The sequence below is a fragment of the Streptomyces sp. MBT53 genome, from assembly GCF_016654115.1.
Classification (GTDB): Bacteria; Actinomycetota; Actinomycetes; order Streptomycetales; family Streptomycetaceae; genus Streptomyces.
In genome coordinates this window covers 1-19281 of record NZ_JAEQAZ010000191.1, presented here as the reverse complement: position 1 = coordinate 19281, position 19281 = coordinate 1, and the positions used below count along the sequence as shown (strand labels likewise).

Sequence of the window (19281 nt, the reverse complement as noted above, 5' to 3'; positions counted from 1 at the left end):
AGCAGCACCGCGCAGGTCCCTCAAAAACAGGGGCGGCGTGACGAGGCTGGGCCTCATGGCGCTGCCCGTCGCGTTCTTCGCGGTGTTCTTCGCCTACCCCGTCGTCGCGATCGTCGGACGGGGCCTGAAGGTCGACGGCGCCTGGCAGTTGGGCCGGATCGCGGACGTACTGGCCCAGTCCGACATCCGGCACGTGCTGTGGTTCACCACCTGGCAGGCGCTCGCCTCCACCGCGCTCACGCTGCTGATCGCGCTCCCCGGCGCGTACGTCTTCGCGCGCTTCGACTTCCCGGGACGGAACGTGCTGCGGGCCGTCGTGACGGTCCCCTTCGTGCTGCCCACGGTCGTCGTCGGTACGGCCTTCCTCGCGCTCCTCGGCCGGGGTGGGCTCCTCGACGACCTGTGGGGCGTACGGCTGGACACCACCGTGTGGGCCATCCTGCTCGCGCACGTCTTCTTCAACTACGCGGTCGTCGTACGGACGGTGGGCGGCCTCTGGGCCCAGCTCGACCCGCGTCAGGAGGAGGCCGCGCGCATGCTCGGGGCGTCCCGGCTGCGGGCCTGGCGGAAGGTGACGCTGCCCGCGCTCGCGCCCGCCGTGGCCGCCGCCGCGCTGATGGTCTTCCTCTTCACCTTCACGTCCTTCGGCGTGGTGCAGATCCTCGGCGGCCCGACCTTCTCGACCCTCGAAGTGGAGATCTACCGCCAGACCTCGGAGATCTTCGACCTCTCCACGGCGGCCGTGCTGACGATCGTCCAGTTCGTCGCGGTGGGCGCGATCCTCGCCGTGCACGCCTGGACGGTACGGCGACGGGAGACGGCCCTACGGCTCGTGGACCCGGCGGTGACCGCACGGCGCCCGCGCGGAGCCGGCCAGTGGTCCCTGCTCGCCGGAGTCCTCGTCTCGATCCTGCTGCTGCTCGTGCTGCCGCTCGCCGTGCTGGTCCAACGGTCGCTCGACACACCGGACTTCGGCTACTACCGGGCGCTGACCCACGACGACGGCGGCACCTTCCTGGTCCCGCCGATCGCCGCGATCGGCAACTCGCTGGAGTACGCCGTCGCCGCCACCGCCATCGCCGTGGTGATCGGCGGTCTCGCCGCCGCGGCCCTGACCCGGCGCGACGCGGGCCGCTTGGTACGGGGCTTCGACGCGTTGCTGATGCTGCCGCTCGGGGTGTCGGCGGTGACCGTCGGCTTCGGGTTCCTGATCTCGCTCGACAAACCCCCGGTGGATCTGCGGAGTTCATGGATCCTGGTGCCGCTCGCGCAGGCGCTGGTCGGCGTCCCCTTCGTCGTACGGACCATGCTGCCCGTGCTGCGGGCGGTGGACGGGCGGCTGCGGGAGGCGGCGGCCGTGCTCGGGGCCTCGCCCTGGCGGGTGTGGCGCGAGGTCGATCTGCCCCTCGTACGGCGGGCGTTGCTGATCGCCGCCGGGTTCGCGTTCGCGGTGTCGCTGGGGGAATTCGGGGCGACCGTGTTCATCGCGCGGCCCGACAACCCGACGCTGCCGGTCGCCGTGGCCCGGCTGCTGTCCCGGCCGGGTGATCTCAACTACGGCCAGGCGATGGCCCTTTCGACGATTCTGATGGTGGTGTGCGCGGTGGCCCTGCTGGTCCTGGAGCGGCTGCGCACGGACCGGACCGGGGAGTTCTAGATGCCGCCGAAGACTTCGCCGAACATGCTGCTCAGTCTCACGGACGCGACCGTACGGTTCGGCGGGCGCCCGGTACTGGACGCCGTCGATCTCGGTGTCGCCGAGCACGAGATCGTGTGTGTGCTCGGACCCAGCGGCAGCGGCAAGTCGACGCTGCTGCGGGTGGTGGCCGGGCTGCAACCCCTGGACTCCGGGCGGGTGTTGCTCGACGGACATGACCAGGCAGGGGTGCCCGCGCACAAGCGGGGCGTGGGCCTGATGTTCCAGGACCACCAGCTCTTCCCGCAGCGGGACGTGGCCGGCAATGTCTCCTTCGGGCCGCGCATGCGCGGGGCGTCCAGGAAGCAACAGGACGCCCAGGTCGGCGAGTTGCTTGACCTCGTCGGACTCCCGGGTGCCGCCCGCCGTGCCGTCGCGGGGCTGTCCGGCGGTGAGCAGCAACGCGTGGCGCTCGCCCGCGCCCTCGCGCCCCGCCCCCGGCTGCTCATGCTCGACGAACCGCTCGGCCAGCTCGACCGGTCACTGCGGGAGCGGCTGGTCGTCGAACTCCGGGAGCTGTTCGGGGCGTTGGGCACGACCGTGCTCGCGGTCACGCACGACCAGGGCGAGGCGTTCGCGCTGGCCGACCGGGTTGTGGTGATGCGGGACGGGCGGATCGCCCAGTCCGGTACGCCACTTGAGGTCTGGCAGCGCCCCGCCGACGAGTTCGTGGCCCGTTTCCTCGGCTTCGACAACGTGGTGGGGGCCACGGTCACGGGAGAGGCCGCCGACACCCCCTGGGGCAAGGTGCCGGTCCCCGAGGACGCTCCCCAGGGCGCCCGCACGCTCCTCGTACGTCCCGCGGGCGTACGCCTGTTGCCCGCCGAGGAGGGCCTGCGCTGCACGGTCGCCGCCCGCACCTTCCGGGGCACCCATGTCGCCGTACAGCTNGGGTGCGCCGCGGCTCGAGGCGGCGTGTGCGCTGCGGGCGGCGCCGGAGGTCGGGGACACGGTCGGGGTGGAGTTCGACGCGGCCGAGGTCGTCGTACTCGACGGCGCGTAGACATGCGTGTGGCCCGTCCCCACGAACCGGACGGGCCACAACAGCGACAGCGGGTGGATCAGCGGCCGTTGGTCGCACCGCGGCGGCGCATGCCGTAGTAGACGGCTCCGCCGCCCGCGACGACGAAGGCGCCCGCGATACCGGCGATCATGCCGGTGTTGGAGTTGGCACCGGTCTCGGCGAGGTTCGAGCTACCGGCCGCCGGGGACGGCGCGTTGTCCGTCGTCGTGGCGGGGGCGGTGCTGCTGCTCTCCGAGGCCGACGGGGTCGGGGTGTCGGACTCGGCCGGGGCCGAGGGGGTCTCCGACGGGGTGGGAGAAGCCTCGGTCGGAGTCGGGGTGGGTGACTCCGTCGCGCAGGCCTTGGACGGGGTGGTCAGGTTCGGCGAGATGTCCTCGTCGACCTTGTTGCCGGCCTTGACGTGGACGCGGTACGTCGCGTTCGGCTGCCAGTCCTCGGAGAAGGTGACGGTTTCGCCCTTGCCCTTGACGGTCTGCGCCTCGCCGACCTGCTTGGCGTCGGAGCCGTTGTTCTCCAGGAACACCGTGATGGTCGCCTCGGTGGCCGAGGCGTCCTTGTCGGTGACGGTGATGACACCGTTGGTGCCGTCACACGTGGCTTCGGCGGAGAAGTCGCCGATGGTGCAGGCGAGCGCGTTGCCCGCGAATCCGAGCGCGAGCGCGGCCGAGGCGGACGCGACACCGAGGATGCGTACGGAACGTCGAGATATGGACACGTTTGCCCTTCACGGGATGTGCAACTGCGGGGGGTTTAGGGGGAGATGAGGCAGCGTTCGAGGTGAGGCACCACCACCCCCAGGAGTCTCACTGGTCTATAAGTGCTGCGTAAGCAGTGTCAATGCATATGCGGTGTGCAGCAGTTGGCTTTACCTGCACTTTAATGAGCGAGACGTTTCAGCGCCTCCGGAGCCTCCTCGATACGGTCAACGAGGGCGATACGGCTCTCCATCGACCGTTCCCGGGCAAGTGCACACAGCAGCGGCCACGTCGGCAGCCGCTCCGTCCAGTGCTCCCGGTCCACCAGAACCATCGGCGTGGGCTCCCCGCGCGACTCGTAGTAGTTCGGCGTCGCGTTGTCGAAGATCTCCTGTACGGTCCCGGCCGCGCCCGGCAGGAACACCACCCCCGCGTTGGAGCGGGCCAACAGGCCGTCCTCGCGGGTGGCGTTGGCGAAGTACTTGGCGATGTGCGAGGCGAAGGCGTTCGGCGGCTCATGGCCGTAGAACCAGGTCGGGATGCCGATCGAGTGGTTGCCCTTGGGCCAGCGGTCGCGGACCTCGAAGGCGCGCCGCGCCCAGTCGGTGATCGAGGGGCTGAACGACGGGGAGGCGGCGAGGAGTTCGCACGCCTCTTCCAGCATCGCGTCCTCGTACGGCGCCGCGTACGCGCCCAGGTTGGCCGCCTCCATCGCGCCGGGGCCGCCGCCGGTGGCCACCGTGAACCCGGAGCGGCTCAACTCCCGGCCCAGGCGCGCGGCACCGCCGTAGGCCTCCGTCCCGCGCGCCATCGCGTGGCCGCCCATCACGCCCACCACCCGCGCCCCGCGCAGGAGTTCGTCGAGGGCGTCGGAGATCGAGTCGTCGTGGACGGCGCGCAGCATCGAGGCGTATATGTCGCCGTCCGCCTTGGTCCGCTGGAACCAGGCGTACGCGAGCGCGTCCGGAGTCCCCTCGTACCCCTTGTCGAGCGAGGCGAACAGCTCGTCCGGCGCGTAGAGATGGCCGCGGTAGGGGTCGAAGGGGAGATGTGGCACCGGCGGGAAGACCAGGGCGCCGTCGGCGCGGAGTTTCGCGGCGGCCTCTTCGCGCATCGGGCAGCCGAGGAAGACGGCGCCCGCGGTGCTGGTGGTGAGCAACTCCTTTGTACGGTCCGTCAGATCGACGGCCTGGACGCGGTACCCGGCGAGGGTGCCGCGGGCCGAGACGGTCGCGTCGAAGTCCTCGACCGTCTCGATCTCGCGTTCGTCGTGAGGGGCCGCATGGGCCGGGCTCGTCTGCACGCGCCCATGCTAGGCATCCCGACCGTCAGCCCTGGACCGCCGCCGGGTCCATCCACATGACCTCCCAGGTGTGGCCGTCGGGGTCGTCGAAGGAACGGCCGTACATGAAGCCCTGGTCGATGGCGTCACCGCTGCCCGTGCCGCCGGACGCGATGGCCTTGTCGACCAGCTCGTCGACCTTCTCGCGGCTCTCGGCGCTCAGACACAGCAGCACCTCGCTGGTCTTCGTCGAGTCGGCGATCTCCTTCTTGGTGAAGTCGCTGTACCGCTGCTTGCCGAGGAGCATCGCGATGATCGTGTCGCTGATCACGACACAGGCGCATTCGTCGGTGCTGAACTGGGGGTTGATCGAGTAGCCGAGCTCCGTGAAGAACTTCCTCGACGCGTCGACGTCGTTCACGGCCAGGTTCACGAAGATCATCTGCTGGTACATACGAGGTCTCCCATCGGGCGGGCGTGCTGTTCGGTGGGTAGACCGGCCGTCCGTACGAAACTCATCGGCCGGCCAGCGGCAGCGCCGCCAGCTCGGCCACGAACAGGGTCAGCGGGAGGAACAGGGCCAGCAGGGCGCCCGCACGCAGGGCCGCCGCGCTGCGCAGCATCGTCGCGGGGGCGCCGAGGCGCAGCAGCGCGGCCGTGGTCTCGGCGCGGGCGTGCTTGGCCTCCAGCGCGGCGGTGAGCAGGGTCGCCACCGTGCAGCCGGTGACCAGGAGCAGGCCGAGCGTGGTCAGCGGGCCGAAGGCCGGGGCGTCCGCGTCGTAGAGCGCCGTCATCGCGAAGCCGCCGGACGCCACCGCGCACACCACGCCCAGCGGGCGCCCGATCCGGGTCGACTCCTCCATCAGCACCCGTCCGGCCAGCAGCCGCAGCGCGCCGGGGCCGACGGACTGGAGCAGCCGGCCGCAGAGATGGGTGAGTCCGGGTCCAGCCAGCGCGAGTCCGATCGCGGTCAGCACCCAGCCGGCCAGGACACTCGCCGGCCCGTCGGCGAGCCCGCCGGGCAGCGACAGCCCGCCGCCGTCCTTCGCCCGGCTCGCGTACGCCTCCACGGCGAGCCCGGCGGCCAGCACCGCGATGCCCCAGGGGAGACCTCGGGGCGCTTCCCGCGGAGCCGGGGGGCGCGAGGGGTCGGAAGCGGTGACGTCCGCGCCCTCCAACTGCTCGGCCTGCGCGGGCTGTTCGGGCTCCTGCTCGCCGCCGCGCGCCCCCGCACGCAGGTGCGCGCCGAAACGGCCGTACGCCCCGAAGGTCTCGCGGCGGTCCGGACGGCCCTGCACGCCGAAGCGGCCGTACGACCTCGCCGGGCCCTTCTCGGAGGCGGGGCGGAGGTCCCGGGGGCGCAGGGCGAGGACCACCGCGACGGAGGCGGTGACCGGTACGAGGGCGAGGAGGGTCAGGGCGGCGGGGAGGGGCAGGGGCTGGTCCGAGGCCAGGAACTCCGCCGCCGCTCCGTCGAAGGGCATGCCGGTGAGGTCGCCGCGCAGGTGGAGGAAGAAGAGGAGCGCCAGCATGGAGCCGAGGGTGCAGGCCAGCGCGGTCGTGGTCGCCGAGATGGCCATCAGGCGGGCGGGGCCGAGGCCGATCGCGGAGAGGCCGGGGCGGGGTCTGGTCGCCGGGTCGGTGCGGGCGACGGCCATCGCGAAGTAGACGGTGGCGGCCAGCGGGGTCGCGCACCAGCCGAGGCGGAGGGCCGCGGCGGCGGGGGAGTCGGGGTGGCCCATCGCGTAGCCGAGGGTGCAGAGCAGGAGGAAGCCCGTGCCCGCCGAGGCCGCCGACACCAGCAGGCGGCGCAGTTGGACGGCGGGCTGCGAGCCGCGGGTCAGACGGAGAGCGAGCACGCGGCCCGGCCTTCCGCCTCGGTGACCGGGGGAAGGTGGACGGTGTTCACACGGCGTCCGTCGAGGAGCGACACCGTACGGTCCGCGAGGGCCGCGGTCTCCGCCTCGTGGGTCGCGAGGACGACCGTGATGCCGTGCGAGCGGGCGGCCGTGGTGAGCGTGCGCAGGACCTGGGCGCGGTCCGCGCTGTGCAGCGGGGCCGTCGGCTCGTCGGCGAACAGGACCGTCGGCGCCGGGGCCAGCGCACGGGCGATGGAGACGCGCTGGCGCTCCGCCTGGCGCAGTTCGTGCGGGCGTTTGCGGGCGTGGTCGCCGATGTCGAGGCGGTCCAGCCACTCCAGGGCGGCGGTCTTGGCCCGGCGGCGGCTGGTGCCGCGCAGCATCAGGGGGAGGGCCGCGTTCTCCCAGACGTTCAGCTCGGGGACGAGTACGGGCGCCGGGTCGATCCAGCCGAAGCGGTCGCGGCGCAGCCGTTCGCGGGTCATCGGGCCCATGGTGTGCACGGGCACGCTGTTGAACCAGACCTCGCCGCGGCTGGGGCGCTCGAGCCCGGAGAGGCAGCGCAGGAGGGTCGTCTTGCCGCTGCCGCGCGGGCCGCTGACGGCGAGGATCTCGCCCTCCCGGACGCCGAGCGAGACCCCGCCGAGCGCGGGCGTTCCGTCGTGGTGCTGGAAGTGCAGGGCACGTGCCCAGAGCACGTCGTTGTCCGGCGGGGCCACCATGCGCGTACACCTCGTTCAGATCCGTTTTCCCGTATCGCATCCCCCGTCCGGGGGAACGAAGAGGGGGCCGATCGGTCACTGGCACGCTAAGGAGCGGTCGACGGGAGCCCGGACAGCACACGGCCCCGGGCCGCCGTTTCTCACTCGAACGGCGGCGCCGGGGCCGGTATTGATCATCCAGAAGGAAGATCTGAACCTGGGGTCAGAGCTTCGTCCAGGCCTCCGTGAGGACCTGGCGGACGATGCCCTCGATCTCGTCGAAGGTCGACTGGTCGGAGATCAGCGGCGGCGACAGCTGGATGACCGGGTCACCGCGGTCGTCGGCGCGGCAGTAGAGGCCGTACTCGAAGAGCTTCTTGGAGACGAAGCCGTAGAGCACGCGCTCCGACTCCTCGTCCGTGAAGGTCTCCTTGGTGGCCTTGTCCTTGACCAGCTCGATGCCGTAGAAGAAGCCGTTGCCGCGGACGTCGCCGACGATCGGGAGGTCGTGCAGCTTCTGGAGGGTCCCCAGGAAGTTGGCCTCGTTGTCGAGGACGTGCTGGTTGAGGCCCTCGCGCTCGAAGATGTCGAGGTTGGCGAGGCCGACCGCGGCGGAGACCGGGTGGCCGCCGAAGGTGTAGCCGTGCAGGAAGGTGTTGTCGCCCTTGTAGAACGGCTCGGCCAGACGGTCGGAGATGATGCAGGCGCCGATCGGGGAGTAGCCCGAGGTCATTCCCTTGGCGCAGGTGATCATGTCCGGCACGTAGTCGAACTTGTCGCAGGCGAACATCGTGCCGAGGCGGCCGAACGCGCAGATGACCTCGTCGGAGACCAGGAGTACGTCGTACTGGTCGCAGATCTCGCGCACGCGCTGGAAGTAGCCGGGCGGGGGCGGGAAGCAGCCGCCCGCGTTCTGCACCGGCTCCAGGAAGACCGCGGCGACCGTCTCCGGGCCCTCGAACAGGATCTGCTGCTCGATCTGGTCGGCGGCCCAGCGGCCGAAGGCCTCCGGGTCGTCGCCGAACAGCGGGGCGCGGTAGATGTTGGTGTTCGGGACCTTGTGCGCGCCCGGGACGAGCGGCTCGAAGGGGGCCTTGAGGGCGGGGAGTCCGGTGATGGACAGGGCGCCCTGCGGGGTGCCGTGGTAGGCGACCGCGCGCGAGATGACCTTGTACTTGGTGTGCTTGCCCTGGAGCTTGAAGTACTGCTTGGCGAGCTTCCACGCGGTCTCGACGGCCTCGCCGCCGCCGGTGGTGAAGAAGACCTTGTTCAGGTCGCCGGGCGCGTAGTGCGCGAGACGCTCCGCGAGCTCCACGGCCTTGGGGTGGGCGTACGACCAGATGGGGAAGAACGCCAGCTCCTGCGCCTGCTTGGCGGCGGTCTCGGCCAGCTCGGCGCGGCCGTGACCGGCCTGGACCACGAACAGACCCGCGAGACCGTCGAGGTAGCGCTTGCCCTTGTCGTCGTAGATGTAGGTGCCCTCACCACGGACGATCGTGGGAACGGGCGCGTTCTCGTACGAGGACATGCGGGTGAAGTGCATCCACAGGTGGTCGTACGCGGTGCGGCTGAGGTCCTTGCTCACGGTTATCGGGTTCCCCACATGTAGGTCTGCTTCTTGAGCTTCAGATAAACGAAGCTCTCGGTGGAGCGCACGCCGGGCAGCGCCCGAATGCGTTTGTTGATGACGTCCAGCAGGTGGTCGTCGTCCTCGCAGACGATCTCGGCGAGGAGGTCGTACGAGCCCGCGGTCATCACCACGTACTCCACTTCCGGCATGGCCGTCAGCGCGTCCGCCACGTTCTCGACATCGCCCTCGACGTTGACACCGACCATCGCCTGTCTGCGGAAGCCCACGGTGAGCGGGTCCGTGACGGCGACGATCTGCATGACGCCCTGGTCGAGCAGCTTCTGGACGCGCTGGCGCACGGCCGCCTCGGAGAGGCCGACGGCCTTGCCGATCGCGGCGTACGGCCGGCGGCCGTCCTCCTGGAGCTGCTCGATGATGGCGAGGGAGACGGAATCCAGATGCGGAGTCCCGTTCCTGGACTCGCGGGAGTCCCTGTGTTCTGCGCTACGACTGGCCACGGCTTCACTGTGCACGACGTCTCGACCGTTCCGCAAGGCCGCTTCGATGAAATTCGTTGTTTACAAGGTCGAGACTTGCGGATTTCGTAGTCTTGGCGCGACCAGGGGTGTTGAAAACGTGGGCCGGGCGATTAGGGTGGGTGTCTCAGTGATTGGACACCTGAACTTGGAGGGCCGGCAGTGAGCACCGAGCTGCGTCGTCTGCGCAATTACATCGACGGTGAGTTCCGGGACGCCGCCGACGGACGGACCACCGAGGTGGTCAATCCCGCGACGGGAGAGGCGTACGCGACCGCGCCGCTGTCCGGGCCGGCGGACGTGGACGCCGCGATGGCGGCCGCCGCCGCCGCGTTCCCGGCCTGGCGGGACGAGACCCCCGCGGCGCGCCAGCGGGCCCTGCTGAAGATCGCGGACGCGTTCGAGGAGCGGGCCGAGGAACTGATCGCGGCCGAGGTGCAGAACACCGGCAAGCCGATCGGGCTGACCCGCTCCGAGGAAATCCCGCCGATGGTCGACCAGATCCGCTTCTTCGCGGGCGCGGCCCGGATGCTCGAAGGCCGCTCGGCCGGCGAGTACATGGAGGGCATGACCTCCATCATCCGCCGCGAGCCGATCGGCGTCTGTGCGCAGGTCGCGCCCTGGAACTACCCGATGATGATGGCGGTGTGGAAGTTCGCGCCGGCGCTGGCCGCCGGCAACACGGTGGTGCTGAAGCCCTCGGACACCACCCCCGCCTCCACCGTCCTGATCGCCGAGATCCTCGGCTCGATCCTCCCCAAGGGCGTCTTCAACGTCGTCACCGGCGACCGCGACACCGGCCGGCTGATGGTCGAGCACCACACCCCGGCGATGGCCTCCATCACCGGCTCCGTGCGCGCCGGCATGTCGGTCGCCGAGTCCGCGTCCAAGGATCTCAAGCGGGTCCACCTGGAGCTGGGCGGCAAGGCTCCCGTCGTCGTCTTCGAGGACACCGACATCGCCAAGGCCGTCGAGGACATCTCGGTCGCGGGCTTCTTCAACGCGGGCCAGGACTGTACGGCGGCGACGCGCGTCCTCGTCCAGGAGGGCATCCACGACGAGTTCGTGGCCGCGCTCGCGAAGGCGGCGGCCGAGACGAAGACCGGCCAGCCGGACGACGAGGACGTGCTCTACGGCCCCCTGAACAACCCCAACCAGCTGAAGCAGGTCACCGGCTTCATCGAGCGGCTGCCCGCGCACGCGAAGGTGGAGGCGGGCGGTCAACGGGTCGGTGACGTCGGCTACTTCTACGCCCCGACCGTCGTCTCCGGTCTCAAGCAGGACGACGAGATCATCCAGAACGAGGTCTTCGGACCGGTCATCACCGTCCAGTCGTTCACGGACGAGGCCCAGGCGATCGAGTGGGCGAACGGCGTCGACTACGCGCTCGCGTCCTCCGTGTGGACGAAGGACCACGCCCGCGCGATGCGCCTGTCCAAGGCCCTCGACTTCGGCTGCGTGTGGATCAACACCCACATCCCGCTGGTCGCGGAGATGCCGCACGGCGGCTTCAAGAAGTCCGGCTACGGCAAGGACCTCTCGGCCTACGGCTTCGAGGACTACACGCGCATCAAGCACGTGATGACGTCGCTGGGCGAGTAGCCGACACGAGCACAAGTGCGCGGCCCCGGACGGGAGTTGATCCGTCCGGGGCCGCGCTGTTTCCCCCTCCGGATGGTCAGGAGTTCTCGAAGGCGCGGGTGAGGGAGGGCAGTTCGGAGGTGACCTTGCCGGGATCGCCCGGCTTGCCGGACTTCCCGCCCTCGGCGTGCCGGGTGATGCCGCCCTCTCCCTTGCCCGGGGCCGGCTGTGACGGCGGCGCCGGCAGGTTGCCCGGGTTCGGGAAGGTGATGCCGGTCTTCTTCAGGATGGGTCCGCAGGCACCGATGGCCTTCTTGTAGCCGGACGACGTCGGGTCGAGCCCGGGCCCGCCCTTGCCGTTGATGTGCACGCGCAGCATGACGCCGCCGTCCGAGCCCTTGGACGCGTGGAAGTCGGGGAAGACCGACTGCCCCTGCGCACGCATGCAGGCGGCGAAGCGCGTGTTGGCCGCGTTGAGGTCGCCGGGGGCATGGGAGGTCGGCGTGTACTCGACCGCGAAGGGAACGCCTTTGCCGGACCCGAACTCCTTGCCGCCCTGGCCTTTCTGCTTGACGACGGTCTTGCCGGAGACGACCGTCCCGTGGGAACCGGAGTCGGTCGCGTGGGACGCGGGCGCCGCCGCGGCGGTGACGGAGCCGAGCGCCGCGGCCGACAGTACGGCGATCCCGAGAACGAGCCGCCTGGGCCTGGTCGCCAGTGGACGCATGTGTTCCTCCTGCTGTGTACGGGTGTCGCTGGACGGGATCCACACAACAGCCCGGACGGTTACAGCGACGGAACAGCCGCCCTTATACCCGTGTAACCGCCCGCCCGTCACACTGACGGCCATGCGTGTGCTGGTGGTCGAGGACCACGAAGAACTCGCCGAGACGGTGGCGGCGGGACTGCGCCGCGAGGGCATGGCGGTCGACCTCGCGTTCGACGGTCCTGCGGCCCTGGAGCGCGCGGAGATCAACGGCTACGACGTCGTCGTGCTCGACCGTGATCTGCCCGGCGTCCACGGCGACCAGGTGTGCCGGACGCTCGCCGCCGGGGACAGCAGGGCGCGGGTGCTGATGCTCACCGCGTCCGGGACGGTCGCCGACCGGGTCGCGGGGCTCGGACTCGGCGCCGACGACTATCTGCCCAAGCCGTTCGCGTTCACCGAACTCGTCGCCCGCATAAGGGCGTTGGCCCGCCGTGCGCAGCCCGCGCTGCCGCCGGTCCTGGTGCGCGGCGAACTCCGGCTCGACCCGGCCCGCCGGGAAGTCACCCGGGCCGGCTGCCAACTGCCGCTCAGCCCCAAGGAGTTCGCCGTACTGGAACTCCTGCTCGGCGCGCAGGGGACGGTCGTGTCCACCGAGGAACTCCTGGAGCGGGCATGGGACGAGGCCGCCGATCCGTTCAGCCAGACCGTGAAGGTCACCGTCAGCAGACTGCGCCGGAAGCTGGGGGAACCGCCGTTGGTCGAGACGGTGGACCGGGCCGGGTACCGCATCCGATGACGGCACGGGTCCTGCGCCGGCTGCACGGGCCGCGCACCGTCCGCTGGCGCCTCACCCTTCTCTACGGCGCGCTGTTCGTGGGTGCCGGCGCGCTCCTGCTGACCTTCGTGTACCTGCTCGCGCAGACCACCGGGGGTGTGTCCGCCAGGTCAGGGGCGAGCACCCAGGTGATCGGCGGTGTGCCCGCCGTGAGCGCGCCGACGCTCACCGCTGTCGCCGAGGCCGCCCGCAGCGACCAGTTGCACCAGCTGGTCGTCTACGCCGTCATCGCGCTCGCCGTGATGACCCTGGCCTCGCTCGCGCTGGGCTGGCTGATGGCCGGCCGGGTGCTGTCGCCGCTGCGCACCATGACCGCCTCGGCCCGCCGGATCTCCGCCGACAATCTGCACGCACGGCTCGCGGTGCTCGGTCCCGACGACGAGCTGAAGGCGATGGCGGACACCTTCGACGCCGTACTGGCAAGGCTGGAGGGCGCGTTCGAGGCGCAGAAGCAGTTCGTCGCCAACGCCTCGCACGAACTGCGCACCCCGCTCACGCTCCAGCAGACCATCGTGGACGTCACCCTCGCCGACCCGGACGCACCGGCGCAGGTGCTGCGCGTGGCGCTGGCCCGGGTGCGGGCGGCCGGGCAGGAGCAGGAGCGGCTGATCGAGGCGCTGTTGACCCTCGCCCGCAGCCAACGCGGCCTTGAGACACGGGAGTTCGTGGATCTCGCGACGGTCGTGGAGGAGCGGTTGCGAGGTGTGGAACTGTCCGTGCGGGCCCGGCTCGAATCCGCGCCCGTTCTCGGTGATCCCCAGCTCATCGAGCGGCTGGTCGTCAACCTGACCGACAACGCCGTACGGCACAACCTCCCGGCGGGGGAGGGGAGTTGGGTGAGCGTGTGGACGGGAGTGGACGCGTGGGGGCGGCCCGGGCTGCGGATCGAGAACAGCGGGCCGGTGATCCCGGCCGACCAGGCCGCCGGACTGTTCCAGCCGTTCCGGCGACTGGGCGCGGAGCGCGTCGGTAAGCGGGACGGCCTCGGCCTCGGCATGTCCATCGTGGCCGCGGTGGTCGCCGCGCACGGCGGACGGGTGCGGGCGCGGACCCGTCCGCAGGGCGGCCTCGTGGTGGAGGTGACCCTGCCGCCGTACGCCCCGGCGGAACACCGGAGCCCGGCCCCCACCTCCACCCCTGTAGCGGTCGGGATCCCGCACTCCGCACCTCTCGTGTGAACCGGCGGTTACTTCACAGACAACCGATCGACAAGGTGTCGGGTCCGCGGGTGGCCGCTGGACGCAGCGTCCATTGATCGGACACGGGTCGGCGGGTCATGCTGCGCGGGTGCCCAAGACTCCGAAGCCGTACTCGCCCTCCCGCCGCTCCCTGCTGCGCGCGCTCGGCGGTACCGCCGCGCTCGGTGCGCTCGCCGGATGCGGTGTGCCCGCCGCCTATGTGAAGGCGGGAGACCGTGCCGGTGCCGATCTGTCCACCAAGGACAAGCGGCTGACCTGGGCGAACTGGCCGCTGTACATCGACACCGATGACAGCGACGCGACCAAGCGGCCCACGCTCGACGCCTTCGAGAAGCGCACCGGGATCTCCGTCGACTACATCGAGGAGATCAACGACAACGACGAGTTCTTCGGCAAGATCAGCCCGGCCCTCATGAACCACCAGCAGACCGGTCGCGACCTGATCGTCATGAGCGACTGGATGTGCGCGCGGTTCGTCCGCCTCGGCTGGGTCCAGCGGATGGACCGGGCGGCGCAGCCCAACGTGGCGAAGTACCTCGACCCGCAGCTCAGCTCGCCCGCCTTCGACCCGGGCCGCCGCTACACGGTGCCGTGGCAGTCGGGCATCACCGGCATCGCGTACAACCACCGCAAGCTCGGCCGCGAGATCCGGCACGTCTCCGACCTGTGGGCGAGCGACCTCAAGGGCCGGGTCACCCTGCTCTCCGGCCTCGACGAGGCGTTCGCGCTGCTGATGCAGGGCAACGGCGTCGACATCACCAAGTGGACCGCCGCGGACTTCCACAAGGTGTGCGACCAGGTCCAGACCCAGATCAGCCGGAAGCAGATCCGCCGCTTCACCGGCAACGACTACACCAAGGACCTGGTCAGCGGCGACGTCCTGGCCTGTCAGGCGTACTCCGGCGACGTCATCCAGCTCCAGGCCGACAACCCGGACATCCGCTTCGTCGTCCCCGAGGAGGGCGCCGAGCTCTGGGCGGACTCCCTGATGATCCCCGACCTGGCCCGCCACAAGACCAACGCCGAAAAACTGATCGACTACTACTACGAGCCCGAGGTCGCCGCCGAACTCGCCGCCTGGGTCAACTACGTCTGCCCCGTCCCCGCCGCCCAGGACGTCCTCGCGTCCTCCAAGGACAAGGACACCGCGGCCCTCGCCGAAAACCCCCTGATCTTCCCGGACGCGACCATGCGCAAGCACCTCGCCATCGCCCGCGACATCACGTCGACGGAACGGGTGGAGTTCGCGAAGGAGTGGAACAAGATCGTGGGGTTGTAGGTGGCCGCGTCCGAAAGGGTTTCCTGCGCCCACTGCGGCCAGGACCGGGTGCGTTGCTACCAGCGCAAAGACACGGGCAGGAAGTTCTTCATGTGCCCGGAATGCGAGTCCGTCTGGGCGTTGGAGGACGATCTCCACGAGGACACGGACCTGTACTTGAGCGAGTACCTGCTGACGGGGGATCCCGCGAAGGACTGGGAGATCATCACTCCTTGCCCCTGAGCGAGAAGTGACGCCGGCGGCCCCGCTACTCCACCCCGCCACCCTCCAGCGCCGACGGATTCAGCGAAGCCAGCAGCTTCAGCAGCAGTGCGTGCGCCTGTTCCTGCTCGGCCGGTGTCAGTGCCTGGAGCGCCTCCGCGTGGGCCGCGTCCACCGTCTCGGCGGCCTGGGCCGCGAGGCGGACGCCGGCCTCGGTGGCGTGCAGCCGCTGGGTGCGCCGGTCGCCGGGCGTGGTCCGGCGTTCCAGCATCCCCCGCTCCACCAGCCCGTTGACCGCGGTCCCCATGGACTGCGGGGTGATCGCCGCCCGGCGTGCCGCGGTCGCGCTGGAGACCCCCGGATCGAGCACGGCCTGCATCAGGGCCCGGTGCTGGGCGAGGGTCAACCGGAGCGGGCGCAGGGCGCGCTCCATCCGGGCCGCCATGATCTGGCCGATCTGCCAGGTGACGTAGCCGGTGCGGCGGTCGGGATGTTGCACGGGAGTGGGACCTCTTCCGGGGATTCCGCTGTTTCGGGAACATTTTTGTAAGGCAGCTGATTGTGATGTACAAATAATATCAGTTGCCTTCTAATCTAGGACCGCACCGATGTCCCAGCAAGTCGCCGTCCGACAAGCTCACAAGCACGCCCTGGACGTGGCCCACCCGCCCCCCGGCCCCGGAAACACGCGCGCCGTCCTGCTCCCCGTCGCGGTCGTGCTGCTGATCGGCACCGTGTTCGTCAGCGTCTACCTCGCCGCCTTCCACGCCCCGCGCCCGCACCAACTCCGCGTCGGCACAACGGAGATAGGCACCGCACAGACCCACCTGAGCCAGGACCTGGAGCGCGTCGCCCCGGGCGGCTTCACCGTCGAGACCTACCCCGACGAGTCCGCCGCCCGGAACGCCGTACAGGACAGGAAGGTCTACGCGGCCTACCTCGGCGACGGCAAGCTCCTCTACGGCAGCGCGAACGGCGCCGCCGTCACCGCGACCGTCACCACCGCCTTCGGCTCCGTCGCCCACGCCGAGCACCACGAACTCGCCGTCGAGGACGTGGCCCCGGCGGCAGCGGGGGACACCCGCGGCCTCTCCGTCTTCTACGCCGCCTTCGGCCTGGTCCTCGCGGGCTACCTCTTCGGTATGACCACCTACCAGCTCGCGCCCCGCCTCCAGTACCGCTGGCGGATGGCCAGCCTGGCCCTGTTCGGCATCGTCGGCGGACTGCTGATCGCGACCATCGCCGGAAGCACCGGCTTCGGCGCGCTGCCCGGCTCCTTCGTGCCGCTCGTCACGGTCATCGCGCTGATGGGCGCGGCCGTCGGCGGCACGACCATGGTGCTGCTGCGGCTGTTCGGCTCGGCCGGCGTCAGCCTCGCCTCGATCCTCATGCTGATCCTCGGCAACAGCACCAGCGGCGGCATCATGCCGGCCGCCTATCTGCCCGGCTGGCTGCGCCCGCTCTCCGAGGTCCTGCCGGTCGGTGTCGGCGTCCGCGCGATGCAGGGCCTGTCCCGCTTCCAGAACGACGGCCTCACCCGCGCCCTGGTGATCCTCCCGGTGTGGATACTCGGCGCCGCCCTCGTCCTCTACCTCAAGGACGTGTACCGGCGGGGCACCGCGGCCACCGAGGCGGCCACACCCGCCTGAAGGCGTCAACTCCCTTGCTCCGGCGCGGACTAGGCTCGACGCCGTACAGCCGTACAAAGGGACCGGGCCGCCGGTGCCGTCACCGGAGTCTCGACTAGAGGGAGCCCGCCATGCCCACAGAATTCGCCGCCAGGGTCTTCGCCCTGGTCGACGGGACCGACGCCGTCGGCTTCAGCCGTCTGTTCGCCTTACAGGGCCGGATGCGCTTCGGGAACGCGGCGCCGATGACCGGCCCCGAGGAGATAGCGGCCGGCATCGGCGCCTTCTTCGGCACCATCAAGGGGCTGCGCCACAACGTCGTGCGCGAGTGGTACACCGGCGCCGACGCCATCGTCGAGGAGACGGTGGACTACTTCCGGCTGACCGGCGACACCGTCACCGTCCCCGCCGTCACCATGTGGCGCGTCGACGAGACAGGCCTCATCGACGACTTCCGCGTCTACATCGACCTGGCCCCGCTCTACGCCTGAGCCACGACGCGCGGCGCGGGACAGCCGCGAAGTCCCCTACGCCTCCAGGACTTTGCCCGCTCTTTACAACCCGCCCTCCCGCCGGCTCGTCTCTCCGCTCGATCCGTGACCCGCCCCGCCGGTGCACCACCGGCTGACCAGGCGGGCCGGCCGACGAGAGAGAGCGATTCATGCGCCGAACTGTCCTCAGCGCCATGGCACTCGCGTGCGGCGCCGTACTGGCGAGCACCGCGCCCGCGTTCGCCGACGGGGCATCCGCGTCACCCAGCCGCGCCGCGACCGCCGCGCCGACCACGGCGCCGTCCCCGGTCCCCAGCGCCACCGCCGCCCCCACCCGGAGCGCCGAGCCCTCCGCCGAACCGACCGTGGCACCGAGCCAGGTCGCCACCGTCCCCCGCGGCGCCCCGGACACCGGTGTCGCGCCGGAGTCGAAGTCGTCCGACCTGTCGACCACGCTGATCGGCGGGGCGGCCGCAGCGGCCGTCGTCGGTGGCGGGGCCTTCGTCGTCGTACGGCGCCGGAGGGCGACCGGGGCATGACCTCGCTCTCCAGGCGCGCCTTCGTCACGGCGTCGGCGGCGGCCCTGCTCACCGGCTGCGGCGGCGGAGACGGGACCGCCCCGGCCACGAACTCCGCGGCGAAACAGGGGAGTTCGGAGCAGGGCAGCCCGACGCCCGCCGCGCCGTCCGCCGCCGCGAAGCCGGTCCACGCCCTCGCGCGGTCCGTCCCGGTCACCCTGCGCGTCCCGGCCATCGGAGTCGACACCCCGGTCATGCGGCTGGGGCTGGCCGCGGACGGCACCGTGCAGGTGCCGCCGATCACGGCGCACGACCGGGCGGGCTGGTACCGGTACTCGCCGACCCCTGGCCGCACCGGGCCGTCGGTGATCCTCGGGCATGTGACGGTCGGCGCGTACGGGGACGGGGTCTTCCGCCACCTCGCGCGGCTGCGCGCGGGCAACCGGATCGACGTAGGCCTGGAGAACGGCACGACGGCCGTGTTCGCCGTCACCGAGGTGCGGACGGTCGCCAAGGCCGACTTCCCGTCGGACGAGGTGTACGGGAACGTGGACCGCCCCGAACTGCGGCTCATCACCTGCGGCGGAACCCGTACCGGTACGGGCTACCTCGACAACGTGATCGTCTTCGCGGCCCTGACCACCGCGAGCCCCTGACCCGGTCCGGATCCCGGACCGCCGGAACCCCCGCCGGCGGTCTGGGGTCTTCCCCGGTGAACCTCACCACCCCCTACGGAGCATGTTGAAACGGTCCCGCGAGACGGCAGCGTCCGAACTGTTCGCCGCCGTCTACCCGCGCCTCGCCGGCTGGTGCCGCCGGCTCGTCGACGACGACGAGACGGCCCACGAGATCGCCTCCGAGGCCTTCACCCGGCTCTGGGCCCGCTGGACGAAGGTCGCGGAACCGCGCGGCTTCCTCTACGTCACCGCCGCCAACCTGGTCCGGGACCACTGGCGCAAACTGGAGCGCGAACGCCGGGCCGTGCGCCGCGCCACCACCGAGGAAGCGATACGACCGCCCACCGAACAGACCGACCCGTCCGTACGACTGCTCGTCCAGTCGCTGCCGGAACGACTGCGCGTCCCGATCCTCCTGCACTACTACGCTGACATGCCGATCCGGGAGGTGTCCGTGCTGACCGGGCGCAAGGAAGGAACCATCAAGGCCGACCTCCACGCGGCCCGCGAACTGCTCCGAGCCCATCTGAGGAGAAGCCTTGACCACACACTTTGACGAGGAGGACGCGGGGCGTGAGCCCGACTTCGCCCTCGACGACCCCCTCACGGTCATCCTGCGGCCCTCCTCCGCCGAGTACCTGGGCCCGCCCCCCGGCCGCTACGAGTCGATCCGCCGCGGCGCCCACCGCCGCCGCCTGCTCCGCGCGGCGGCCGGCGCCGGCGCGACCTGCGCGGTCCTCGTCCTCGCCGCCCTCCCCTTCCGCCTGGCCCACCACGACTCACCCGTGACTCCCACGGTC

At 70.9% G+C, this 19281-nt stretch carries 20 protein-coding genes and 2 pseudogenes; 13 read left to right on the top strand and 9 right to left on the bottom strand.

Annotation, left to right across the window (positions count from 1 at the left end; translation table 11 throughout):
* Positions 1 to 55: 55 nt before the first annotated feature.
* Both JHN45_RS42000 and JHN45_RS41995 read left to right on the top strand, forming a co-directional pair.
* Positions 56 to 1657 (top strand): iron ABC transporter permease, encoded by a 1602-nt coding sequence (locus JHN45_RS42000; RefSeq protein ID WP_200716136.1) that lies wholly within the window; start codon positions 56 to 58, stop codon positions 1655 to 1657.
* Positions 1658 to 2699: pseudogene (locus JHN45_RS41995) on the top strand (ABC transporter ATP-binding protein).
* 58 nt (positions 2700 to 2757) lie between these two features.
* Here the strand turns inward: JHN45_RS41995 and JHN45_RS41990 are convergent.
* The 7 genes from JHN45_RS41990 to JHN45_RS41960 form a co-directional block, all read right to left on the bottom strand.
* Positions 2758 to 3435, bottom strand: coding sequence for an LAETG motif-containing sortase-dependent surface protein (locus JHN45_RS41990; protein WP_201054614.1), 678 nt, complete (start codon positions 3433 to 3435; stop codon positions 2758 to 2760).
* Between the two features lie 161 nt (positions 3436 to 3596).
* Entirely contained in the window at positions 3597 to 4718 is a 1122-nt protein-coding gene (locus JHN45_RS41985; protein ID WP_201054613.1) for an LOG family protein, read from the bottom strand.
* Positions 4719 to 4743: 25 nt separating this feature from the next.
* Positions 4744 to 5151: a VOC family protein gene (locus tag JHN45_RS41980; RefSeq protein ID WP_201054612.1), complete on the bottom strand. Its 408-nt coding sequence runs from the start codon at positions 5149 to 5151 to the stop codon at positions 4744 to 4746.
* Positions 5152 to 5212: 61 nt separating this feature from the next.
* On the bottom strand, positions 5213 to 6556 hold the full coding sequence (locus JHN45_RS41975) for a hypothetical protein (RefSeq protein ID WP_201054611.1): 1344 nt from the start codon (positions 6554 to 6556) through the stop codon (positions 5213 to 5215).
* Positions 6538 to 7278, bottom strand: coding sequence for an ABC transporter ATP-binding protein (locus tag JHN45_RS41970; RefSeq protein WP_200716813.1), 741 nt, complete (start codon positions 7276 to 7278; stop codon positions 6538 to 6540). The genes JHN45_RS41975 and JHN45_RS41970 overlap by 19 nt, the downstream gene beginning before the upstream one ends.
* 202 nt (positions 7279 to 7480) lie before the next feature.
* Positions 7481 to 8860, bottom strand: a complete 1380-nt coding sequence (locus JHN45_RS41965) for an aspartate aminotransferase family protein (protein ID WP_200716814.1) — start codon at positions 8858 to 8860, stop codon at positions 7481 to 7483.
* The gene (locus tag JHN45_RS41960) at positions 8845 to 9360 is read right to left on the bottom strand and encodes an Lrp/AsnC family transcriptional regulator (RefSeq protein WP_026178557.1); all 516 of its coding nucleotides are present in this window, start codon (positions 9358 to 9360) and stop codon (positions 8845 to 8847) included. The genes JHN45_RS41965 and JHN45_RS41960 overlap by 16 nt, the downstream gene beginning before the upstream one ends.
* 165 nt (positions 9361 to 9525) lie before the next feature.
* Here JHN45_RS41960 and JHN45_RS41955 point away from each other — a divergent pair, with 165 nt between their 5' ends.
* Positions 9526 to 10965, top strand: coding sequence for a gamma-aminobutyraldehyde dehydrogenase (locus JHN45_RS41955; RefSeq protein ID WP_201054610.1), 1440 nt, complete (start codon positions 9526 to 9528; stop codon positions 10963 to 10965).
* Positions 10966 to 11041: 76 nt separating this feature from the next.
* Here JHN45_RS41955 and JHN45_RS41950 read toward each other — a convergent pair whose 3' ends face one another.
* Positions 11042 to 11671 (bottom strand): hypothetical protein, encoded by a 630-nt coding sequence (locus tag JHN45_RS41950; protein WP_201054609.1) that lies wholly within the window; start codon positions 11669 to 11671, stop codon positions 11042 to 11044.
* Between the two features lie 121 nt (positions 11672 to 11792).
* Between JHN45_RS41950 and JHN45_RS41945 the strand changes: the two genes are divergently transcribed.
* The 4 genes from JHN45_RS41945 to JHN45_RS54215 all read left to right on the top strand — a co-directional run bounded on the left by JHN45_RS41945 (position 11793) and on the right by JHN45_RS54215 (position 15188).
* Positions 11793 to 12449, top strand: a complete 657-nt coding sequence (locus JHN45_RS41945) for a response regulator transcription factor (protein WP_200716820.1) — start codon at positions 11793 to 11795, stop codon at positions 12447 to 12449.
* Positions 12446 to 13666, top strand: coding sequence for a HAMP domain-containing sensor histidine kinase (locus tag JHN45_RS41940; protein WP_201054608.1), 1221 nt, complete (start codon positions 12446 to 12448; stop codon positions 13664 to 13666). Before JHN45_RS41945 ends, JHN45_RS41940 begins: the two co-directional genes overlap by 4 nt.
* 109 nt (positions 13667 to 13775) lie before the next feature.
* Positions 13776 to 14966, top strand: a complete 1191-nt coding sequence (locus JHN45_RS41935) for an extracellular solute-binding protein (protein WP_201054607.1) — start codon at positions 13776 to 13778, stop codon at positions 14964 to 14966.
* A gap of 90 nt (positions 14967 to 15056) precedes the next feature.
* Positions 15057 to 15188, top strand: coding sequence for a hypothetical protein (locus tag JHN45_RS54215; RefSeq protein WP_268982461.1), 132 nt, complete (start codon positions 15057 to 15059; stop codon positions 15186 to 15188).
* A 25-nt stretch (positions 15189 to 15213) separates the two neighbouring features.
* On the opposite strand, the gene JHN45_RS41930 is transcribed toward JHN45_RS54215, so the two are convergent.
* Entirely contained in the window at positions 15214 to 15666 is a 453-nt protein-coding gene (locus JHN45_RS41930) for a MarR family winged helix-turn-helix transcriptional regulator (protein WP_201054606.1), read from the bottom strand.
* Between the two features lie 109 nt (positions 15667 to 15775).
* On the opposite strand from JHN45_RS41930, the gene JHN45_RS41925 reads away from it, so the two are divergent.
* The 6 genes and pseudogenes from JHN45_RS41925 to JHN45_RS41900 all read left to right on the top strand — a co-directional run.
* Positions 15776 to 16816, top strand: coding sequence for an ABC transporter permease (locus tag JHN45_RS41925; protein ID WP_201054605.1), 1041 nt, complete (start codon positions 15776 to 15778; stop codon positions 16814 to 16816).
* A gap of 110 nt (positions 16817 to 16926) precedes the next feature.
* Positions 16927 to 17286: a nuclear transport factor 2 family protein gene (locus tag JHN45_RS41920; protein ID WP_200716840.1), complete on the top strand. Its 360-nt coding sequence runs from the start codon at positions 16927 to 16929 to the stop codon at positions 17284 to 17286.
* 170 nt (positions 17287 to 17456) lie between these two features.
* Positions 17457 to 17825, top strand: coding sequence for a Tat pathway signal sequence domain protein (locus tag JHN45_RS41915; protein ID WP_200716841.1), 369 nt, complete (start codon positions 17457 to 17459; stop codon positions 17823 to 17825).
* Positions 17822 to 18460 (top strand): class F sortase, encoded by a 639-nt coding sequence (locus JHN45_RS41910; RefSeq protein ID WP_201054604.1) that lies wholly within the window; start codon positions 17822 to 17824, stop codon positions 18458 to 18460. Before JHN45_RS41915 ends, JHN45_RS41910 begins: the two co-directional genes overlap by 4 nt.
* Positions 18461 to 18545: 85 nt before the next feature.
* The gene (locus JHN45_RS41905) at positions 18546 to 19037 is read left to right on the top strand and encodes an RNA polymerase sigma factor (protein WP_200716845.1); all 492 of its coding nucleotides are present in this window, start codon (positions 18546 to 18548) and stop codon (positions 19035 to 19037) included.
* Positions 19021 to 19281, top strand: a pseudogene (locus JHN45_RS41900) (hypothetical protein); the annotation flags it as partial. The gene JHN45_RS41905 and the pseudogene JHN45_RS41900, both read left to right, overlap by 17 nt.